This is a genomic window from uncultured Sphingomonas sp. (genome assembly GCF_913774285.1).
In the GTDB taxonomy this organism is placed as follows: Bacteria; Pseudomonadota; Alphaproteobacteria; order Sphingomonadales; family Sphingomonadaceae; genus Sphingomonas.
In genome coordinates, this window is the sequence record NZ_CAJYHX010000019.1 from 140,144 (window position 1) to 158,616 (window position 18,473).

The following is an 18,473-nucleotide window of genomic DNA, read 5'->3' on the forward strand; positions in this document are numbered from 1 at the left end:
GCCGGCTCAGCCCGCGGCGCGTGCGAGCCCGCGCGAGAGCTGGAGCGCGCCGTGCAGCCGCGCCGACGGGTTCGCCCAGGCGCGGTTGATGACGAGCTTCATGTCCGGCCGCAGTCGCGCCGTCTCGCCCAGCTTCTCGACATAGGCGATCAGCGCGGCGGGGTTGGGGAAGCGGTCGTTGTGGAACGACACCAGCGCGCCCTTCGGCCCCAGGTCCAGCTTGGCGATACACGCCTTCTTGGCGTTGAGCTTGGTCTCGATGAGGCGCAGCAGATTGTCGGTCGCCTCGGGCAGCTTGCCGAAGCGATCGATCAGCTCGGCGGCGAAGCTCTCGATGCCGTCGGTATCCTCCACCTCGTTGAGTCGGCGGTAGAGGCCCATGCGCAGGTCGAGATCGGGGACATAGTCCTCGGGGATCATGATCGGCGCATCCACGGTGATCTGCGGCGACAGGTCCTTGGGCCGGCTGTCGTCGCGCAGGCCGCCGGCCTTGGCGTCCATGATCGCCTCTTCCAGCATCGACTGGTAGAGTTCGTAGCCGACTTCCTTGATGTGGCCCGACTGCTCGTCGCCGAGCAGGTTGCCCGCGCCGCGAATGTCGAGATCGTGGCTCGCGAGCTGGAAGCCCGCGCCCAGGCTCTCCAGATCGGACAGCACCTTGAGCCGCTTTTCCGCCGTCTCGGTCATCTGCCGCTGGGGCGGGGTGGTCATATAGGCATAGGCGCGGGTCTTGGCCCGGCCGACGCGGCCGCGCAGCTGGTAGAGCTGGGCGAGACCGAACTTGTCGGCGCGGTTGATGATCAGCGTGTTGGCGCTCGGGATGTCCAGCCCGCTTTCGACGATGGTGGTCGAAACCAGCACCTCGAACTTCTTGTCATAGAAGGCGGAGATCCGCTCCTCCACTTCCGTAGGGGACATCTGGCCGTGCGCGACGACATAGCGCACCTCGGGCACCTCGTTGCGGAGGAATTCCTCGATCTCGGGCAGGTCGGCGATGCGCGGGGTGACGAAATAGCTCTGCCCGCCGCGATAATGTTCGCGGAGCAAGGCCTCGCGCAGCACCACGGGGTCCCAGGGCATGACATAGGTACGAACCGCGAGGCGATCGACCGGCGGGGTCTGGATCACCGAGAGCTCGCGCAGTCCGCTCATTGCCATCTGCAGCGTGCGCGGGATCGGCGTGGCGGTGAGGGTGAGGACATGGACGTCGGTCTTGAGCGCCTTGAGCCGCTCCTTGTGGGTGACGCCGAAGCGCTGCTCCTCGTCGACGATGACGAGGCCGAGCCGCTTGAACTCGATATTCTTCGCCAGCACGGCATGGGTGCCGACGACGATGTCGATCGTGCCCGCGGCGAGCCCGTCCTTCACCTTCTTGGTCTCGCCGGCGGTGACGAGGCGCGAAAGGCGGCCGATCTCCAGCGGGAATCCTTCGAAGCGCGTCTTGAAGTTGTTGTAATGCTGGCGGGCAAGCAGGGTGGTGGGGCATACCACCGCCACCTGCATGCCGGCCATCGCCGCGACAAAGGCGGCGCGCAGCGCGACCTCGGTCTTGCCGAAGCCGACATCGCCGACGACGAGCCGGTCCATCGGCCGCCCGGCGGCAAGGTCGCCGAGCACGTCGCCGATCGCGCGGTCCTGGTCGTCGGTTTCCTCGAACGGGAAGCGATCGACGAAGGCCGGATAGCCGCCATGGTCGGGCTCGGCGATCTCGGCGCCGCGGGTGGCGCGCAGGGCCGCGGTGGCGATCAGCTCGCCCGCGATTTCGCGGATCCGCTCCTTCATCCGCGCCTTGCGGCGCTGCCAGGCCTCGCCGCCCAGCCGGTCCAGCGTCGCACCTTCCTCGCCCGAGCCGTAGCGGCTCAGCACTTCGAGATTTTCGACCGGCACGTACAGCTTGTCGCCACCGGCATATTCGAGCGCGACGCAGTCGTGCGGCGCCTTCTGCACCGGGATCTGGGTCAGCCCCTCGTAGCGGCCGATGCCGTGGTCCAAGTGGACGACGAGGTCGCCGGGCGAGAGCGTCGCCAGTTCCTGGAGGAAGGCGTCGGTATTCTTGCGGCGCTTGGCACGGCGGACGAGCCGGTCGCCGAGCATGTCCTGCTCGGTGAGCACCGCCACGTCGGGCGTGGTGAAGCCATGGTCGAGCGGCAGCACCAGCAGCGCGACCTGCAGCCCGCTGCCGTTCGGGTTGGCGACGCCGAGCGCGGGCTGCCAGCCATCGACTGGCACCGCACCGGCGAGGCCGTGATCTTCGAGCAGCCCCTTCAGCCGCTCGCGCGCGCCGATCGAATAGCTGGCGAGCACCGGCTTCTTGCCTTGCGCCCGCACCGCCTTGAGGTGCGCGACCACCGCTTCGTAGACGTTGCTGCCGGCGGCGCGCTCCGGCGCGAAGTCGCGCGGGCCGTCGACGCCGAACTCGACCACGCGCTCGGATTCGGGCTCATGGAACGGTGTCACCTGGTGCATCGGGTGCGCATCGACCTGCGCCTGCCATTCCTTGGCGAGCAGATACAGGTCGCCGGCCTTGAGCGGACGATAGCTGCCCGGATCGGCCGACTGCGCCTTGATGCGATTTTCCTGATAGTCCTTGATCGCCTCGAAGCGCTGCTCGGCGGCGGCGGGTGCGCCGCTGTCGCGGACGATCACGGCGTGATCGGGCAGATGGTCGAACAGCGTCTCCAGCCGCTCCTCGAACAGCGGCAGCCAATGTTCCATACCGGCGAGGCGGCGGCCCTCGCTGATCGCCTGGTAGAGCGGATCGCCGGTCGCGGTGGCGCCGAAGCGGTCGCGATAGCCGCTGCGGAAACGCTTGATGCTCTCCTCGTCGAGCAGCGCCTCGCTGGCGGGGAGCAGGGTGAAGCCGTCGACGCGGCCGGTGGTGCGCTGGTCCTGCGGATCGAAGGTGCGGACGCTCTCGATCTCGTCGCCGAAGAAGTCGAGCCGCAGCGCCTGCTCGGCGCCGCTGGGGAACAGATCGACCAGGCCGCCGCGCACGGCAAACTCGCCATGATCGTTGACCGTTTCGACGCGGACATAGCCGTTCGCCTGGAGCAGCGACGCCAGCTTGTCGAGCCCGATGCGCTCGCCGGGAGCGAGTCGCGCGACCAGCTGGCGGATGCGGAACGGGGTGAGCGTGCGCTGGGTGGCGGCGTTGACGGTGGTGACGAGGAGGCGCGGGGCCTCGCTCTTGCCCTGGAGTGCGTGGAGCGTCGCCAGCCGCTCGGCCATCACCCGCAGCGTCGGGCTGGCGCGGTCATAGGGGAGGCAGTCCCATGCGGGGTAGGTGAGGACCTCCAGCTCGGGCGCGAAGAAGGTCGCGGTGCTCGCCACCGCGCGCATGCCCGCCTCGTCGGCGGCGACGAACACCGCCATCCGGCTGGCGCGCGCGACATCGGCCAGCATCCAGGGCAGGAAGCCGCTCGGCACGCCGGCGAGCGTCAGCGGGTGCTTGGCGGAAAGGATCGTCTTCAGGTCGGGCATGGGGTCTCGCGTCGATGAGCGGTGCGGCCACCCTGACCCTCCCCACCGCCTCCGGCGGCGGGTCCCCTCCCTCTTCTAAAGGGAGAGGGCGCTAAAATCCCTCTCCCTTTGGGAGAGGGAGGGAGGCGCGAAGCGCCGGAAGGGTGAGGGGGAACCGTCAGGTCAATTTTACTCGGAAATAGGCACGTAGTTCAGGGTCTTGAGCGCATCGAGAATCGTCCCCCGGTAGCGCTCCGGCGCGGTGTCGGTTCCCATCGCCCAGGCCATGATGTCGACGTCCTGCTCTTCGAGCAGCGTCTCGAACAGCGTGATTTCCTCGTCGGACCAGCGTTCGCCATGCTGGTCGAAGAAGCCGCCGATCAGCAGGTCGGCTTCCTTGGTGCCGCGGTGCCAGCTGCGGAAGCGGAGGCGCTTGAGGCGGGTTTCTCGATCCATGGCGGGCTTTCCCAACGGCAGGTGGACGGCTGCACGCCAGGGCGCGGCCGACACGGGGTTGATCACGAGCCCGGCAGATAGGGATGAAGCTGCCGAAAGGCCAGCGTGGTCTTCCGGGTATAGACGTGGAAGGCTTGTTAACCGACGCAGGTTAGGATCGGCGTCTCTTTGGGGTAAAAGGCTAGGGTACGATGAGCGACACTTTGACCAACAAGCTGCGCTTCGTGATGCTGAAGTCGATCAATGGCGAGCCGATGCTCGTCAACATCGCGGCAGTGCGCACGGTCAGCACGATCAACATGGCCGGTGAGGATGTCGGCGTGATTTCTTTCGGCAAGGATCACGAAGTCGTGATCGGCTCGTCGGTGCCGGAAGTCGTGCAGGCGATCGAAGCCGCGCTCGCCAGCCACAGCCCGATTTTCCTGAACGCCTGAACTCCGGCAAGGGCGCTGCCGCCGGTGCAGCGCCATTTGTCAGCCGCCCCGCCGCACGATAGGGCGGGGCGATGCGTCCCGAGCTTCTCAACCCGCTGTTTGCCGAAGTCACTGCGCTGAAGGGCATTGGCCCGGCGCTGGCGAAGCCGATGGAGAAGCTGGGGCTGGCGCGGGTGGTGGACGTCGCCTTCCACCTGCCGACCGGATTCGTCGATCGAATCCCGCGCGACGAACTCGACATGGCCGATTCGGGCAAGGTGATCGCGATCACGCTGACGCCCGTGCAGTATCGCTTCGGCGGCGGACCGCGCTCGCCGGCGCGGGTGCAGGCGGTCGACGCCAAGGGCAACCACGTCTCTCTCGTCTATTTCGGCGGCAGCTCGGGCTGGGCCAGGAAGCTGCTGCCGCTGAACGAACCGCGCTGGGTTTCCGGCAAGCTCGAACATTATGGGCAGGACCTGCAGATGGTCCATCCGGACCATGTCCTGCCGCTCGACCAGGTGGAGAGCGTCGGCGGGCGCGAGGCGATCTATCCGTGTTCCGAAGGGATCACCTCGAAGCGGATCGCCGCGCTCGCCGCGCAGGCGATCGAGCGGGCGCCCGAGCTCCCCGAATGGATCGAGCCGAGCCTCAAGGCGCAGAAGGGCTGGCCCTACTGGCGTGAGGCGATCGCGCGCATCCATGCCGATCCCGCCGACGCCAAGGCGCGCGAGCGACTCGCCTATGACGAGGTGTTCGCCAACCAGCTGGCATTGCTGCTGGTCCGCGGCGAGGCGCGGGCGAAGCGCGGGCGTCCGCTCGCCGGCGACGGGCGGCTGCGCGACAAGCTGAAGCTGCCCTATGCGCCCACCGGCGCGCAGAGCCGCACGATCGCGGAGATCGAGGGCGACATGGCGCAGTCCCAGCCGATGCTGCGAATGCTGCAAGGCGATGTCGGCTCCGGCAAGACGCTGGTCGCGACGATGGCGCTGCTGATCGCGGCGGAAGCCGGCGCGCAGGGCGCGCTGCTGGCGCCGACCGAGATCCTCGCCCGCCAGCATTACGAGACGCTCAGCCGCACGCTGACGCCGCTCGGCGTCAACGTCGCCATCCTCACCGGCCGCGACAAGGGCAAGGCGCGCGAAGCGACGCTGATGGGACTGGCTTCGGGCGAGATCGACATCCTGATCGGCACGCACGCCATCTTCCAGGAGGGGGTGAGCTATCGCGACCTCGGGCTGGTGGTGGTCGACGAGCAGCACCGCTTCGGTGTTGCCCAGCGGATGATGTTGCAGGCGAAGGCGGAGCGCCCGCCGCACCTGCTGGTGATGACCGCCACGCCGATCCCGCGCACGCTGACGCTCGCCCAATATGGCGAGATGGATGTCAGCCGGCTCGACGAGATGCCGCCGGGCCGCCAGCCGATCGAGACCAGCGTGATCTCCGAGGAGCGGCTCGGTGAAGTCGTCGGCGGTCTTGGGCGGCATCTGGCAAATGGCGGGCAGGCTTATTGGGTGTGCCCGCTGGTCGAGGAGAGCGAGAAGAGCGACCTCGCCGCCGCCGAGGCGCGCGCGGCCGAGCTGCAGGCGCATTTCGGCGACAAGGTCGGGTTGATCCATGGCCGGATGAAGGGGCCGGAGAAGGACGCGGTGATGGCGCGCTTCTCGGCGGGCGAGCTCGGCGTGCTGGTTGCGACGACGGTGATCGAGGTCGGCGTCGACGTGCCCAATGCGACGCTGATCGTGATCGAGCATGCCGATCGCTTCGGCCTGGCCCAGCTCCACCAGTTGCGCGGCCGGGTCGGGCGGGGCGGGGGGCGTTCGGTCTGCGTTCTCCTGCGCGGCAACCATCTGAGCGAGACCGCGCGGGCGCGACTGGCGCTGATGCGCGAAAGCAACGACGGCTTCCGCATCGCCGAGGAGGATCTGCGGCTGCGCGGCGCCGGCGAGCTGCTGGGCACACGCCAGTCGGGCGATATGCAGTTCCGCCTGGCCGAGCCGGACATGCTCGGCGCGTTGCTGCCAGCGGCCAATGGCGATGCGCGGCTGCTGGTTGATCGCGACGGCGGGCTAAAGGGCGAGCGGGGGCAGGCGGCGCGGGTGGCGCTCTACCTTTTCGAACGCGATGCAGCCGTCGGGCTGCTCCGCGCGGGCTGATCAGCGGGCGCGCATCGCGGTGACGACCGGCACATAGTCGGCGTCCGCGATCGGCTGGATAAATTGGCAGCCGACCCGGCCGCCCAATGCCCAGCGCACTTCCGCGCCGGTTTCGCCAAGGATCGGCAGCTGGATGCGGAGCAGGTCGCCGGCCTCGAACGGCGCTTCACAGCGCGCCATCAGCCCTTGCGGCGAGACGTTGACCACCAGGAAGGCGATAGCGCGCGCGTCGGGCCCCACCGCACGGGTGCGGTGCTCGACTTCGTCGCGATGCACCAGACGATCGTCGGCGCTCGCCAGCTTGGCACTCGTTACACTCACACGCCCCTCTCCACACAGGAGGACCGTGGGAACGGTAACCTGGATCAGTGAACAGGTGCCGAATGAGGCTGGTTAACTGCGTCGATGCCAGAGTGAGGGGAGCATCGTGCCGCGTGCACCTGCCCCGTCATCCCGGCGGAAGCTGGGATCCATTGGGGCTCCGTCGAACCTCCTGCTGATATCGAAAGGCGAATGGATCCCGGCTTTCGCCGGGATGACCCATGGGGAAAGGCGAAGCCGCTTGCCTGCTTCCGGGTTAGGCCTGCGGCGTCAGCAGCCCATGATGCTTCTTGCCGGCCGAGAGGCGGACCTCGCCCGCGACGGCGATCGTCGCCGCTTCGTCCTCGATCTTCTCGCCCTCAACGCGGGCGCCGCCGCCCTTGATCAGCCGCCGCGCCTCGCCCTTGGAGGCGCAGAAGCCCAGGCCGACCAGCGCATCGACGACGCTGATGCTGCCGCCGCTCACTGCCAGGGTTGGCAGCGCGCCGCCCGCAGCGCCTTCCTCGAAGGTCCTGCGCGCGGTTTCGGCGGCTTCCTCGGCAGCGGCGCGGCCGCGGCACATGGCTGTCGCTTCGTTGGCGAGGATCTTCTTCGCCTCGTTGATCTCGGCGCCTTCCAGCGCTTCGAGCCGGGCGATCTCGTCGAGCGGCAGGTCGGTGAACAGCCGCAGGAAGCGGCCGACGTCGCGATCGTCGGTGTTCCGCCAGAACTGCCAATAGTCGTAATGCGGCAGCTGGTCGGGGTTGAGCCACACCGCGCCGGACATGGTCTTGCCCATCTTGCCGCCGTCCGCGGTGGTGATCAGCGGAGTGGTGACGCCGTACACCTCGGTGCCGTCGACGCGGCGCGACAGCTCGATACCGTTGACGATGTTCCCCCACTGGTCCGATCCGCCCATCTGCAGGCGGCAGCCCGCGCGGCGCGACAGCTCCAGGAAGTCATAGCCCTGGAGGATCATGTAGTTGAACTCGAGGAAGCTCAGCGACTGCTCGCGGTCGAGCCGCAGCTTGACCGAATCGAAGCTCAGCATCCGGTTGATCGAGAAGTGCCGGCCGATGTCGCGCAGGAACGGGATATATTCGAGCTTGTCGAGCCAGTCGGCATTGTCGACCATCACCGCGTCGGTGGGCCCGTCGCCGAAGGTCAGGAAATTCTCGAACACCGTCTTGATCGAGGCAATGTTGCTGCTGATCGTGTCGAGCGTCAGCATCTTGCGGGCTTCGTCCTTGAAGCTCGGATCGCCGATCTTGCCGGTGCCGCCGCCCATCAGCACGATCGGCTTGTGGCCCGCCTGCTGGAGGCGGCGGAGCAGCATGATCTGCACCAGGCTGCCGACATGGAGCGACGGCGCGGTGGGATCGAAGCCGATATAGCCGGGTACGATCTGCTTGGCGGCGAGCGCGTCGAGGCCCGCGGCGTCGGTCACCTGGTGGATGTACCCGCGCGAGGCGAGCAGGCGGAGCAGATCGGAGCTGTATTCGGTCATGATGGCTGGGCGCATAGCCAAAGCCGGCGCCCGCGTCATCCCCGTGCGCTGTCCCGCTTCCGTGCTGACGAAGCGCGGCGATCCGCGCTACAGGGCTTGGCATGAAGCTCTCCCTCCAGCCGCACCCGGCAAACCCGCCGCGTGGCGTCACCGGCGTCACCTGCACCGTCGTGCGCGAAGCGGCGACGCTGCATCTTGTCTATGCGATCACGGGTGATCCCGATGCCGTGCGGCTTCCCCCCGCTACGCTCCCCGCGCGCACCGACGGGCTGTGGCAGACGACCTGCCTGGAGCTGTTCGTGGCGGAAGCAGGCACCGCCTATCGCGAATTCAACTTCGCGCCGTCGGGGCAGTGGGCGGCCTATGGCTTCACCGGCCGGCGCGAGGGCATGGCGCCGCTGACGATGGGCACGCCGCCTGCGATCGGCATCACGATGGAGGCGGAGGCGATCCTCGTCGCGGTCGACCTCGCCGAAATCGGCGCAGACACGCTGCGCCTTGGCATCACCGTAGTAATCGAGGAGGCGGACGGTACCAAGTCCTATTGGGCGCTGCGCCATGGCGGCGATGCGCCGGATTTCCACGATCCCGATTGCTTTGTCGCCCAACTGCCGCCAGCAGACTGACATGCTCTTCGGAATCGATCGCCTCCTCGCCGAACCTGATCTTCGCGCGACCCTGCAGGGCAAGCGCGTGGCGCTGCTCGCCCACCCTGCCTCGGTCACCGCGGACCTGACTCACAGCCTCGACGCGCTGGTGGCGGCGGCCGTGAACATCTCGGCGGTGTTCGGCCCCCAGCACGGCGTGCGCGGCGACCTGCAGGATAACATGATGGAGTCGCCGGACTTCACCGATCCGCGCTATGGTGTGCCGGTGTTCAGCCTCTACGGCGAGGTGCGTCGGCCTACCGACGCGTCGATGGATACGTTCGACGTGATGCTGGTCGACCTCCAGGATGTCGGCTGCCGCATCTATACCTTCGTGACGACGCTGCTCTACGTGCTGGAAGCCGCGGCCAAGCACGGCAAGGCGGTGTGGGTGCTCGATCGCCCCAATCCTGCCGGCCGCCCGGTCGAGGGGCTGACGCTGCTGCCGGGCTGGGAAAGCTTCGTCGGTGCCGGGCCGATGCCGATGCGGCACGGCATGACGCTGGGCGAGCTCGGCCACTGGTTCATCGCGCACTATCGCCTCGACGTGGACTATCGCGTGGTCGCCATGCAAGGCTGGAAGCCCGAGGAAGCGCCGGGTTTCGGTTGGCCGGCCGCACGTCCGTGGATCAACCCCAGCCCCAATGCCGCCAACGTCAACATGGCGCGCGCCTATGCCGGGACGGTGACGCTGGAGGGCACGACGCTCTCCGAGGGGCGCGGCACCACCCGCCCGCTGGAGCTGTTCGGCGCGCCCGATATCGATGCGCGGGCGGTGATCGCCGAGATGCAGCGACTCGCGCCGGACTGGCTTGCCGGCTGCACGCTGCGCGACATGTGGTTCCAGCCGACCTTCCACAAGCATGTCGGCCAGCTCTGCGCGGGCGTGTTCGTCCACGCCGAGGGGCCGGACTATGACCACCAGGCCTTCCGCCCCTGGCGGGTCCAGGCGCTGGCGTTCAAGGCGATCCGTGCGCTGTACCCCGACTATGATCTCTGGCGCGATTTCCCGTACGAATATGTGTTCGACAAGCTCGCGATCGACGTGATCAACGGCGGCCCGGGCCTTCGGGAATGGGTCGACGATCCCGCCGCCACTCCGCACGATCTCGATGCGCTGACCCAGCCGGACGAAGCGGCCTGGATCGCGGCACGCCAGCCGCATCTGCTCTACTGATGGAGGGCGAGATGGTGGCACCCGAACGCGCGCTCTGCGGCCTGATCTTCGCGGTGGAAGAGGCGCAGGACCGTCCAGGCACGCTGGTCGCCAGCCTGCCGTTCGGCGGCATGACGCTGCTCGAATATCAGATCCGCCTGCTCGCCGGCATCGGTGCGGAGCAGGTGCTGGTCGCGGTGGGCAAGGTCACTCCGCAGTTTCTCGGCGCGATCGAGCGCGCAGGGCGCGGGCGTCTCAAGGTCGACATCGTCCGTTCGGCGGAAGAAGCGGCGGACAAGGTGCTGCGCGACGCCGATGTGCTGGTGCTGGCCGACGGGCTCGTCACCATCGATCCGGTGATGGAGCGGATGGCGGCCGAGCCGCACGCCGCGCTGCTGGTGACCGACGACTCCGAATCGCCCGCCGCGATCGAGCGGCTCGACATGCGACATTGCTGGGCCGGCATCGCGCGGATCGAGACGCGGCATCTCGCCCATATCGCCGCGATGCCCGAGGATTATGACTTCCAGTCCGCGCTGCTGCGCGTCGCTGCGCAATCGGGCGCGCTGCAGGTGCCGCTGGCACCGGGCTGGGCGCGTGCCGGCCATGCGGTGGAGCGGAGCGGCGAGGGTCTGGCCGCGCGCAACGACGCGGTGCTGGTGGCGCTGAGCGACCGCCGCACGCTCTGGGCCGATCGATGGGTATTCAGCCGCGCGGCGCGGCTCGTGCTGCCGCAGATGATGGCGCGCAACATCCCCGACTGGGCGCCGCTGGCGCTTGGCGGGGTGGTGTCAGTCGCCGCCTTGCTCACCGTACTGGCCGGCTGGGAGGGGATTGGCGCACTGGTCGCGCTGCTAGCGACGCTGGCCTTTGCTACCGCCGCTTCGCACGCGGCGCTGCGTGGGGAGGAGCCGCGCGCACGCCAGATCGAGGTCGCGATCCTGGGGCTGTTCGTGCTGCTGCTGGCGGCGGGCGGCTGGCGCGAGTTCCGCGCGATCGGCAACGCGACGCCGCTGCTGCTCGCGGCGGGCGGCGTCGGGCTGCAGTTGCTTGCCGAACGCGTGCCGGTGCCGCGCCGGCGCTGGTGGGCGAATGCGGCGGCGCAGATGCTCGTGTTCACGCCCTTTGCGCTGGTCGGCCACGCGACGCTGGGGCTGGCGGCGGTGACGGTCTATGCCTTCGCGACGCTGACCGGGGCGATCGAAAGCCTGCGCGGCAAGTCTTAGCCTCCGATTAAGCTAGCTGCGCTATGTACCTGATACATGGCGCAGGGCGCTCCCGAACCGCGTGGTGGCCAGGCCATCGACGCCCAGGATCTGCTGGCGCGCGCCGCAGCAGCGGAGTCGCGCGAACGTGCGCTGGGCGCGGCGACCGCGCGCGAGCTGGCGATTCCCGAAAGTCTGCGGCTCGACGAGCGGACCCGCGCGGCGATGCTGATCGCGATCGAACAGATCGTCGGCGCGATCGAGGAGAGCCTGCGCCGCGCCGTGGTGCCGGAGGGCTTTCCCGGTATCGGCCCAACCCTGCCGCTGCTCCACGCAGCCGGGCTGGCGGCGGATCCGGCGCTGGTCCACGAACTCCTTGCCCGGATTCGGCTCGAACAGCTGGCGGCGGGCATGCCCCATCGCGCGGCGGCGCATCCGGCACGCCCCAGCCTGCTCAATCGTCTGGCCGAACATCCCGCCCCCGAATTGGCGGATGCTGCCCGGGCATTGCTGCTCGCCGAGAGCCGCGCGCGGAGTCCTGAAGCGGGACGCTGGCGGCTGCCGTTAACCTTGCACCACCGGCTGCTTTGGTGGGTTGCATCGGCCATGCGCGAGCAAGCGGGAACCCTGGCCGGCGTGGCATTAGACGAGGTGCTCTGCGCCGCCGTCGCAGCCGATTATGCGCTCGCCGAGCGTTGCGCCGAGCATCAGGTGGAGGCGGTAGCGCTGCGCCTTGCCGCCGCGATCGCGCCCGAGCCGCGCGAATGCGCCAGGGTGCTGCTGGAAGCGCTGCGCGACCGGCATGTGCCGCTGTTCCTCGCGCTGCTGGCGCATGCGGCGGATGTTCCGGTGGTCGATGCCCGCACGCTGCTGCTCGATCCCGGTGCCGAGCGGCTGTTGCTGGTGCTGCACGCGCTCGACCTGCCGCGCGAGGCGATTGCCGAACTCTGCGTCCTGCTCAGCGATGCCGATCCGCGGCGGGACCTCGCCGCACTGGTGGACAGGATCGAGCTGCTCGCGGGGCTCGACATTGCCAAGGCGCGCGACCACCTCGCCGAAGTGCGGTTGCCGGCCGAGTATCGCGAGGCCCGTGCCGCCCTGCGCGGGATATGCGCGCGGTGATCGCGATCCCGTCGCTCGATCCCGTAGTGCCGCTGGCAGTGGCGCGACTGGATGCCGGCGGGCGGCTGATCGACGCCGAGCCCCGGCTGCGCGCGCTCAATGACCGCGCCGGCGGGGGGATCGGGGAGCCGCTTGCGCTGCCGGGCGTCGCCGCGATCGCACAGCTAGCCCATCGGCTGGGCATCGCCATTTCCCGCAGCGTTGTCGCAGCCGATGGCGAGGAGGAGCTGGATCTGTGGGTGCGGGCCGGACCGGATCGCGGCGGCGTGCGACTGGAGGTCAGCGGCTGGCGGTCGCGTCCGGCCTGGCGCCCTGCCGGTGATCCCGCGCGCGACGGCGACTTCCTCCGCGCCGCCGGCGACTGGCTGTGGGAAACCGATGGGGCGCTTAGGCTGACCTTCCTTTCGCCCGAGGCTGGACAGCGCCACGGCTTCGACATCCGCGAGATGCTCGGCCAGCCGCTGACGCGGCTGTTCGCGCTGGCGCAAGACGATGCCGGGCAGTTGCCGATCCTTTCGGCGGTGTCCGCGCAGGCGCGGTTCGACGGGCAGCGTGCCGAGGTTCGCGGGACGGGACGAATGGTGCGGCTCGCCGCGATTCCCCGGCATGATCCGCTGGGCCGTTTCGCCGGGTTCATCGGCGCCGCGCGGGTGCTGGACGGCGACGACGCCAACGCCCCGCGGCCAGCGCCGCCGATCGCCGGAAGCGGCTTCCCGCGCGCCTTCGGCAAGCGCCTGGAGCGGGCGTTGCAGGGGCCGCTCGCGCGGATCATCGCCAATGCCGACGCGATCGGCGCGCAGGTCGACGGGCCCATCCGCGGCGATTATGCCGGCTATGCGGGGGATATCGCCAGCGCCGGGCGGCACCTGCTCGCGCTCGTCGAGGATCTCGTCGATCTACAGGCGATCGAGCGCGAGGACTTCGCGACGATGCGGTCGACGATCGACCTGGCCGATGTAGCGCGGCGCGCGGCAGGGTTGCTGGCGGTGCGGGCCGGCGAGGCGGGGGTCCGCATCGATCGCCCCGGACCCGAAGCCGTGCTGCGCGTCCGCGGCGAGTTCCGGCGAGCGCTGCAGGTGCTGGTCAATCTGATCGGTAATGCGGTGCGCTATAGCCCGCGCGGTGCGGCGGTTTGGATCCGGCTGGAAAGCGAGGGCGGCATGGGCTGCGTGATTGTCGCCGATCAGGGCAAGGGAATCGCGCTTGGCGACCAGGCCCGCATCTTCGAGAAGTTCGCCCGCGTCGACCCGGCCGAGCCTGGCGGCAGCGGGCTGGGGCTTTACATCGCGCGGCGGCTTGCACGTGCCATGGGCGGGGATCTGATCGTCGACAGCGCGCCGGGCATGGGCGCGCGTTTCGTGCTGATGCTGCCGTTGGTCGACGATCCGGAGCGCCCGCCTCCTCCTGCGGGCGCTCCATAGGCCGTCAGCGGCGACGGCAGACTTCGATGCGGCGGCCGTGGCGCCACTCGTCCCAGCAGACGGTGCGGCTGCGATAGCCGTAGCCGGCACGGTGCCAACCCGGGCCGCGATCCCAGCCATAATGACGGCCACGATCCCAGCCGCGATGCCGCTCCCAGCGGTCATGGCGGTCGTGCCGATCCCAGCGGCGCTCGTGATGGTCGCGATAGCGCCAATCCTGCGCCTGGGCGGCGGTGGCGCCGACCAAGCCGGTGGCGACGAAGCCGGCGGCGGCGATCCATTGAACCAGTTTCATCGGTGGGTCCTTTCTCGTGTCGATGACGAAGGACTAAGCGAGTCGAGGAATCCGCAGCCTGAACCGGTTCGTAGGCAAGGGTTCATCTTCGTCTCATGCTGCTGCGCTGCGGCAGATCGGCAACAGCGCCATCGCTTTACGAATTGCAGTACTGCCCAGTACGATTTTAGCTTGACGTTACGGCGAACAGGCGTAGATGGAGGCGTATACCGAAACGACCCGCGCGCAATCGACAGCGTGGGTTCAGGGAGCCGGGATATACCGGTAGTTCTCGCGGCGGAACGATGGGGGAACCCTCGGCAGTTCCGGCGCGGGGTTAGGTGGAACATATTTTCGCGGAACGGCCGGCGATGCCTCTTTGGCGTCGCGACGGGGAGGCCTGCGTCCGCCGCGTATAGGGAGTGCAGGCGATGGCGTATCTCGATCTTACCGGCTTCGACCGTCAGCCTGTCACGGCGCAGGCACCTGCCGCGCTGACGCAGCTCGAATGGCAGGTGGTCGCCATCGCGCAGCGTGATCGGCTCTCCTCGCTCGAAGCGCCGAGCCGCTGGGCCCGCTTCCTGTCAATTTTCTTCGGTGGCGATCGCGCGAGCCCCCGCCTCGCGGACTCGAAGCTGGAGGCGCTGCGCCGCATCGCCGTGCTCGCCTGGCACAAGGGCTATGCGCTGCCGAAGCAGGAAATCGCCGCCTTCCACGCCTCGGGCTATTCGCTCGAACATCTCGAGCTGCTGCTCGCTCGGGTGAGCCAGGGCCGCTCGGCGCTCAACGAGGGGCGCGCCCGCTAACCGCGGACGCGCCTTCTTCCCCCGCTTACTGCTTCTTTTCCTGGTTCTCGCTGTCGGCGTTCCGGTCGATGCGCGACGTCATGCCGGTGGCGGCAGCGTCCGATTCGGTCTGTTCGCGGTCACTGAACGGCGCCGGCTTCTCCGTCGGCGTCGCCTCGGGGACGGGCGCGGCGTTGACCGGCTCGGCGGCGGCGGGCTCCTGCGTGGAGACGTTCACGTCGGCCGGGGTCTCCGGCACGGTGATCTCGGTGACATTGGCGTCGGGCGCGCTCGGGGCCTCATCCTTGCTCCCGCAGGCAGCGAGGGTGAGGCCGGCGCCGGCCAGGATCGCGAAAGTGCGCAGCTTCATCAGGGTTTCCTTGGCGTTCGGGTTCAGGAGGCGGTGGCGACGCTGACCGCCGCGCGCGCTTCGATCTTCTCGGCGAGCAGCTTGTCCCAGTTATAGGGATCGTCGCGGAAGTTCATCGTGCCGTCGCCGCTCGCAAACGCGGTCCAGTAGAGCAGATAGACGGCGACCTGGTCGGCATCGGCAAGCCGGACGCGCACCGTCTTGGTGCCTTCCAGCTGGGCGGCGATCGCATCGGGCTGCCAGTTCGGATCGTTCTTGAGCAGCAGCTCGGCAAGCGGGCCCGGCTTTTCCAGACGGACGCAGCCATGGCTGTCGAGCCGGCTATAGCTGTTGAAGCCCGACTGGACCGGCGTGTCGTGCAGATACACGGCATAGGGATTGTCGAAGTCGAACTTGTAGCGGCCGAGCGCGCTCTTCGGGCCCGATTCCTGCTGCAGGCGACGATCCGGGCCGGTGCCGATCACGCGGTAGCCATGCGCCTTCAGATAAGCCTCGCCCTTGGGCCACAGCTCCTTCGCCGCGATGCCGCTCGGCACGTTCCACGGCGGATTGAGCACGATCGAGTGGATGCGCGACTGGAGCATCGGCGTCTCATTGCCCGGACGGCCGGTGACCGCCTTCATCGAGGCGATCGGGCTGTCGCCCTCGAACACCGTCATCACCGCAGCCGCGATGTTTACCTGGATGCGCTTGGCGGGCAGCGTTTGCGGCAGCCAGCGCCAGCGCTCCATGTTCGCCATGATCTGGCGGACGCGCGCCTCCACCGGCACGTTGAGCGCCGCGAGGGTGCCGGTGGAGACCACGCCGGTCGGGCGCAGGCCGTAGCGGCGCTGGGCGCGGAGCACGGCCTCCTGCAGGTCCTGGTCGAACACGTCGCCGCTGGTCGAGACCTGCTTGTCCTCCACCGCGAGCCGCTTGCGCAGCGCCTTCACGCGTGCGCCGCTGGCGCCCTTGGCGAGATCGGGCCCCGGCGCGAGCTTGGGCCAGCCGCCCGAGGTAAGGATCGCGCGATAGGCGACCAGGCCCTTCTCCAGCCCGTCATAGCCAGCATAGGGCGGTGGCAGCGAGCGGATCCAGGCGGCGAGGCGATCGCGCTTCACCGCATCGGCAAAGCCGGGGGCGGGATCGAACGGGGCGGGGCGCAGGCCCCAGTCGTTGATGAAGTCGCTCGAATCGAGGCGGCCGGAATGGACGGCGCGGGCATAGTCGAGCGCGGCACGGGCCATGCCGTCGCTGTCATTGGGGAGGGTGACCGTGCTGGTCATGCGGCGCAGGCCCTGCGACAGGCCGGCATCGGTGAGCAGCTGGCGGAGTTCCGCAATCTGCTTGGTGCTCAGCGTCGGCAGCGGGGTGGCCGCGACCAGCGGCGCGGGGGCGAGCGGGGTGGGCTGCACCTGGGGCGGCGCGAGCGTCGGGCGGGGCGCCTGCACTGCCGGGGTCTGCGCCTGGGGTGCGCGCTGCGCGGGAGTCGCCGTCGGCCGCGGCGTCTGCGTGCGGGCCGGTGCCTGGGTCTGCACCTGGCTCACCGGCGTCGGCGTCGGCTGGGCGGCCGGAGTCGGGCTCGGCTTGGGCTTCGGAATCAGCCGGAACTGGGCCATGGCAGGAGAGGCGATCGCGCTTGCCAGCGCCAGTACGGCTATCCCCTTCGTCAGCACCAACTTCGTTCCCACCGGCTTCTTCACTTCGTCCACGCGCAATACTCCACTCGCCGCGTCGTTGATCAACGCATCGGCCTATAGGCGATGCCCGCACGAACATGCGAGAAGGAAAACCCATCCCCCGCTCAGCTTGACTTTTGCCAACGTTGTCGGGAAGCGTCGCGCCCGACACGCCACCAGGGCAGGAGAGGGATCGCTTGGCCACCGCACGTTCGACGCACACCACGCTGGCATTCGCCGCGGTAACAACGCTGTTCTTCGCCTGGGGGTTCATCACCTCGCTGGTCGACCCGCTCGTCGCGGCGGTGAAGGGCATCTTCACGCTCACCAATCTGCAGGCGCAGGCAAGCGCGTTTGCGTTCTTCTTCGCCTATTTCGTGGTGTCGCTGCCGGCCGCCGCGCTGGTCTCGCGCCTCAAGGCGGTGCCGTCGATCCTGCTGGCGCTGTGCACCATGGCGGTCGCCTGCCTGATCATGCTGACCGCGGCCAACCTCGCCAACTACTGGCTGGTGCTGCTCGGCCTGTTCGTGCTGGCGAGCGGCATCACGGTGCTCCAGGTCGCCGCGAACCCGCTGGCGGCGGCGCTCGGCGATCCGCAGCGCAGCCATTTCCGGCTGGTGCTGAGCCAGACCTTCAACTCCTTCGGCACCTTCCTCGGCCCGCTGCTCGGCGCGCACCTGTTCCTCAAGGGCGTCGAGGTGAAGTCGGGCGCGGTCGTCGATCCGGCGGTCCGCGCCGAGGCGCTGGCGGGCATCGACACCGCCTATCTGTGGATCTGCGGGCTGATCCTCGCGCTCGCGGTGTTCTTCTTCCTCAGCCGCCGCGTCGTCAGCGATGCCGCGCCTGCGGACAAGGGTACCTCGGGCCTTTTCGACGCCTTCGCGTCGCGCTGGGCGCTGTTCGGCGCGCTGGGCATCTTCCTCTATGTCGGCGCCGAAGTGTCGATCGGCACCCAGATGGCGCTGTTCCTCAACGACAACAGCATTTGGGGCCAGTCCGACGCGCCGTTCGGGGTGCCGATCCTCGGCACGCTGATGGGCAGCGACGGCGTCCACGGCGTGTCGCTCCAGGAAGCCGGCAAGGCCGTCGCCTTCTATTGGGGCGGGGCGATGGTCGGCCGTGCGCTCGGCTCGCTGCTGCTCACCCGCGTCCGCGCCGACAAGCTGCTCGCGCTGTTCACCGTGATCGCGGCGGCGATGTGCCTCTATGTCGTCACGGTCGGCGGCGTCACCGCGGGCTTCGTCGCGCTGTCGATCGGCCTGTTCAACTCGATCATGTTCCCGGTGATCTTCACCCTGACCCTGGAACGGTCGGGCGCCAGCGAGGAGGCGACCTCGGGCCTGCTGTGCACCGCGATCGTCGGCGGCGCGCTGCTGCCGCTGCTGGTCGGCAAGGTAGCGGACCTGCACGGCTATGCCTTCGCGCTGATCGTGCCGGCGCTCTGCTACGTGGTGCTGTGCGGCTTCGCGATCGCCGCGGGCCGCGCCAAGCCGGTGCGCGCCGGCGGGGGCGCTTCGCTGCACTGATCTGCAAGGGCCGGGTGA

At 68.9% G+C, this 18,473-nt stretch carries 16 protein-coding genes; 9 read left to right on the forward strand and 7 right to left on the reverse strand.

Annotated features, from left to right (window positions below):
- Positions 1-6: 6 nt before the first annotated feature.
- Entirely contained in the window at positions 7-3,480 is a 3,474-nt protein-coding gene (mfd, locus tag QZ670_RS08805) for a transcription-repair coupling factor (protein WP_294253967.1), read from the reverse strand.
- Positions 3,481-3,648: 168 nt separating this feature from the next.
- Positions 3,649-3,915 (reverse strand): succinate dehydrogenase assembly factor 2, encoded by a 267-nt coding sequence (locus tag QZ670_RS08810; protein ID WP_294253969.1) that lies wholly within the window; start codon positions 3,913-3,915, stop codon positions 3,649-3,651.
- 191 nt (positions 3,916-4,106) lie between these two features.
- Here QZ670_RS08810 and QZ670_RS08815 point away from each other — a divergent pair, with 191 nt between their 5' ends.
- Together QZ670_RS08815 and recG are read left to right on the forward strand one after the other, a co-directional pair.
- A complete protein-coding gene (locus QZ670_RS08815; RefSeq protein WP_294253970.1) occupies positions 4,107-4,349 on the forward strand; it encodes a hypothetical protein in 243 nt (80 codons plus the stop codon).
- 71 nt (positions 4,350-4,420) lie between these two features.
- Positions 4,421-6,484 (forward strand): ATP-dependent DNA helicase RecG, encoded by a 2,064-nt coding sequence (gene recG, locus QZ670_RS08820; RefSeq protein WP_294253972.1) that lies wholly within the window; start codon positions 4,421-4,423, stop codon positions 6,482-6,484.
- Here the strand turns inward: recG and QZ670_RS08825 are convergent, their stop codons facing one another.
- Together QZ670_RS08825 and tyrS are read right to left on the reverse strand one after the other, a co-directional pair.
- Entirely contained in the window at positions 6,485-6,805 is a 321-nt protein-coding gene (locus QZ670_RS08825; RefSeq protein WP_294253974.1) for a PilZ domain-containing protein, read from the reverse strand.
- Positions 6,806-7,061: 256 nt separating this feature from the next.
- Positions 7,062-8,291 carry a tyrosine--tRNA ligase gene (tyrS, locus tag QZ670_RS08830; protein WP_294253976.1) on the reverse strand — a complete coding sequence of 410 codons (1,230 nt, stop codon included), beginning with the start codon at positions 8,289-8,291 and terminating at the stop codon, positions 7,062-7,064.
- A 101-nt stretch (positions 8,292-8,392) separates the two neighbouring features.
- Here tyrS and QZ670_RS08835 point away from each other — a divergent pair, with 101 nt between their 5' ends.
- From QZ670_RS08835 to QZ670_RS08855, 5 genes are read left to right on the forward strand one after another with little or no spacing between them, the layout of a single operon-like run.
- Complete coding sequence (locus tag QZ670_RS08835) at positions 8,393-8,917, forward strand: DOMON-like domain-containing protein (RefSeq protein WP_294253978.1); 525 nt, start codon at positions 8,393-8,395, stop codon at positions 8,915-8,917.
- 1 nt (position 8,918) lies between these two features.
- Positions 8,919-10,115, forward strand: coding sequence for a DUF1343 domain-containing protein (locus QZ670_RS08840; protein WP_294253981.1), 1,197 nt, complete (start codon positions 8,919-8,921; stop codon positions 10,113-10,115).
- Positions 10,116-10,126: 11 nt separating this feature from the next.
- Positions 10,127-11,320, forward strand: coding sequence for a hypothetical protein (locus QZ670_RS08845; protein ID WP_294253982.1), 1,194 nt, complete (start codon positions 10,127-10,129; stop codon positions 11,318-11,320).
- 36 nt (positions 11,321-11,356) lie between these two features.
- Positions 11,357-12,421, forward strand: a complete 1,065-nt coding sequence (locus tag QZ670_RS08850; RefSeq protein WP_294253983.1) for a DUF2336 domain-containing protein — start codon at positions 11,357-11,359, stop codon at positions 12,419-12,421.
- Positions 12,409-13,842: a HAMP domain-containing sensor histidine kinase gene (locus tag QZ670_RS08855; protein ID WP_294253985.1), complete on the forward strand. Its 1,434-nt coding sequence runs from the start codon at positions 12,409-12,411 to the stop codon at positions 13,840-13,842. Before QZ670_RS08850 ends, QZ670_RS08855 begins: the two co-directional genes overlap by 13 nt.
- Positions 13,843-13,846: 4 nt before the next feature.
- Here the strand turns inward: QZ670_RS08855 and QZ670_RS08860 are convergent, their stop codons facing one another.
- Positions 13,847-14,137, reverse strand: coding sequence for a hypothetical protein (locus QZ670_RS08860; RefSeq protein WP_294253988.1), 291 nt, complete (start codon positions 14,135-14,137; stop codon positions 13,847-13,849).
- A 410-nt stretch (positions 14,138-14,547) separates the two neighbouring features.
- Here QZ670_RS08860 and QZ670_RS08865 point away from each other — a divergent pair, with 410 nt between their 5' ends.
- Positions 14,548-14,922: a hypothetical protein gene (locus QZ670_RS08865; RefSeq protein WP_294253990.1), complete on the forward strand. Its 375-nt coding sequence runs from the start codon at positions 14,548-14,550 to the stop codon at positions 14,920-14,922.
- Positions 14,923-14,947: 25 nt separating this feature from the next.
- Here the strand turns inward: QZ670_RS08865 and QZ670_RS08870 are convergent, their stop codons facing one another.
- Both QZ670_RS08870 and QZ670_RS08875 read right to left on the reverse strand, forming a co-directional pair.
- Positions 14,948-15,271, reverse strand: a complete 324-nt coding sequence (locus QZ670_RS08870) for a hypothetical protein (protein WP_294253992.1) — start codon at positions 15,269-15,271, stop codon at positions 14,948-14,950.
- Positions 15,272-15,294: 23 nt separating this feature from the next.
- The gene (locus tag QZ670_RS08875) at positions 15,295-16,962 is read right to left on the reverse strand and encodes a L,D-transpeptidase family protein (protein ID WP_294253995.1); all 1,668 of its coding nucleotides are present in this window, start codon (positions 16,960-16,962) and stop codon (positions 15,295-15,297) included.
- Between the two features lie 164 nt (positions 16,963-17,126).
- Here QZ670_RS08875 and QZ670_RS08880 point away from each other — a divergent pair, with 164 nt between their 5' ends.
- Positions 17,127-18,455 (forward strand): MFS transporter, encoded by a 1,329-nt coding sequence (locus tag QZ670_RS08880; RefSeq protein ID WP_294253997.1) that lies wholly within the window; start codon positions 17,127-17,129, stop codon positions 18,453-18,455.
- Positions 18,456-18,473 lie beyond the last annotated feature (18 nt).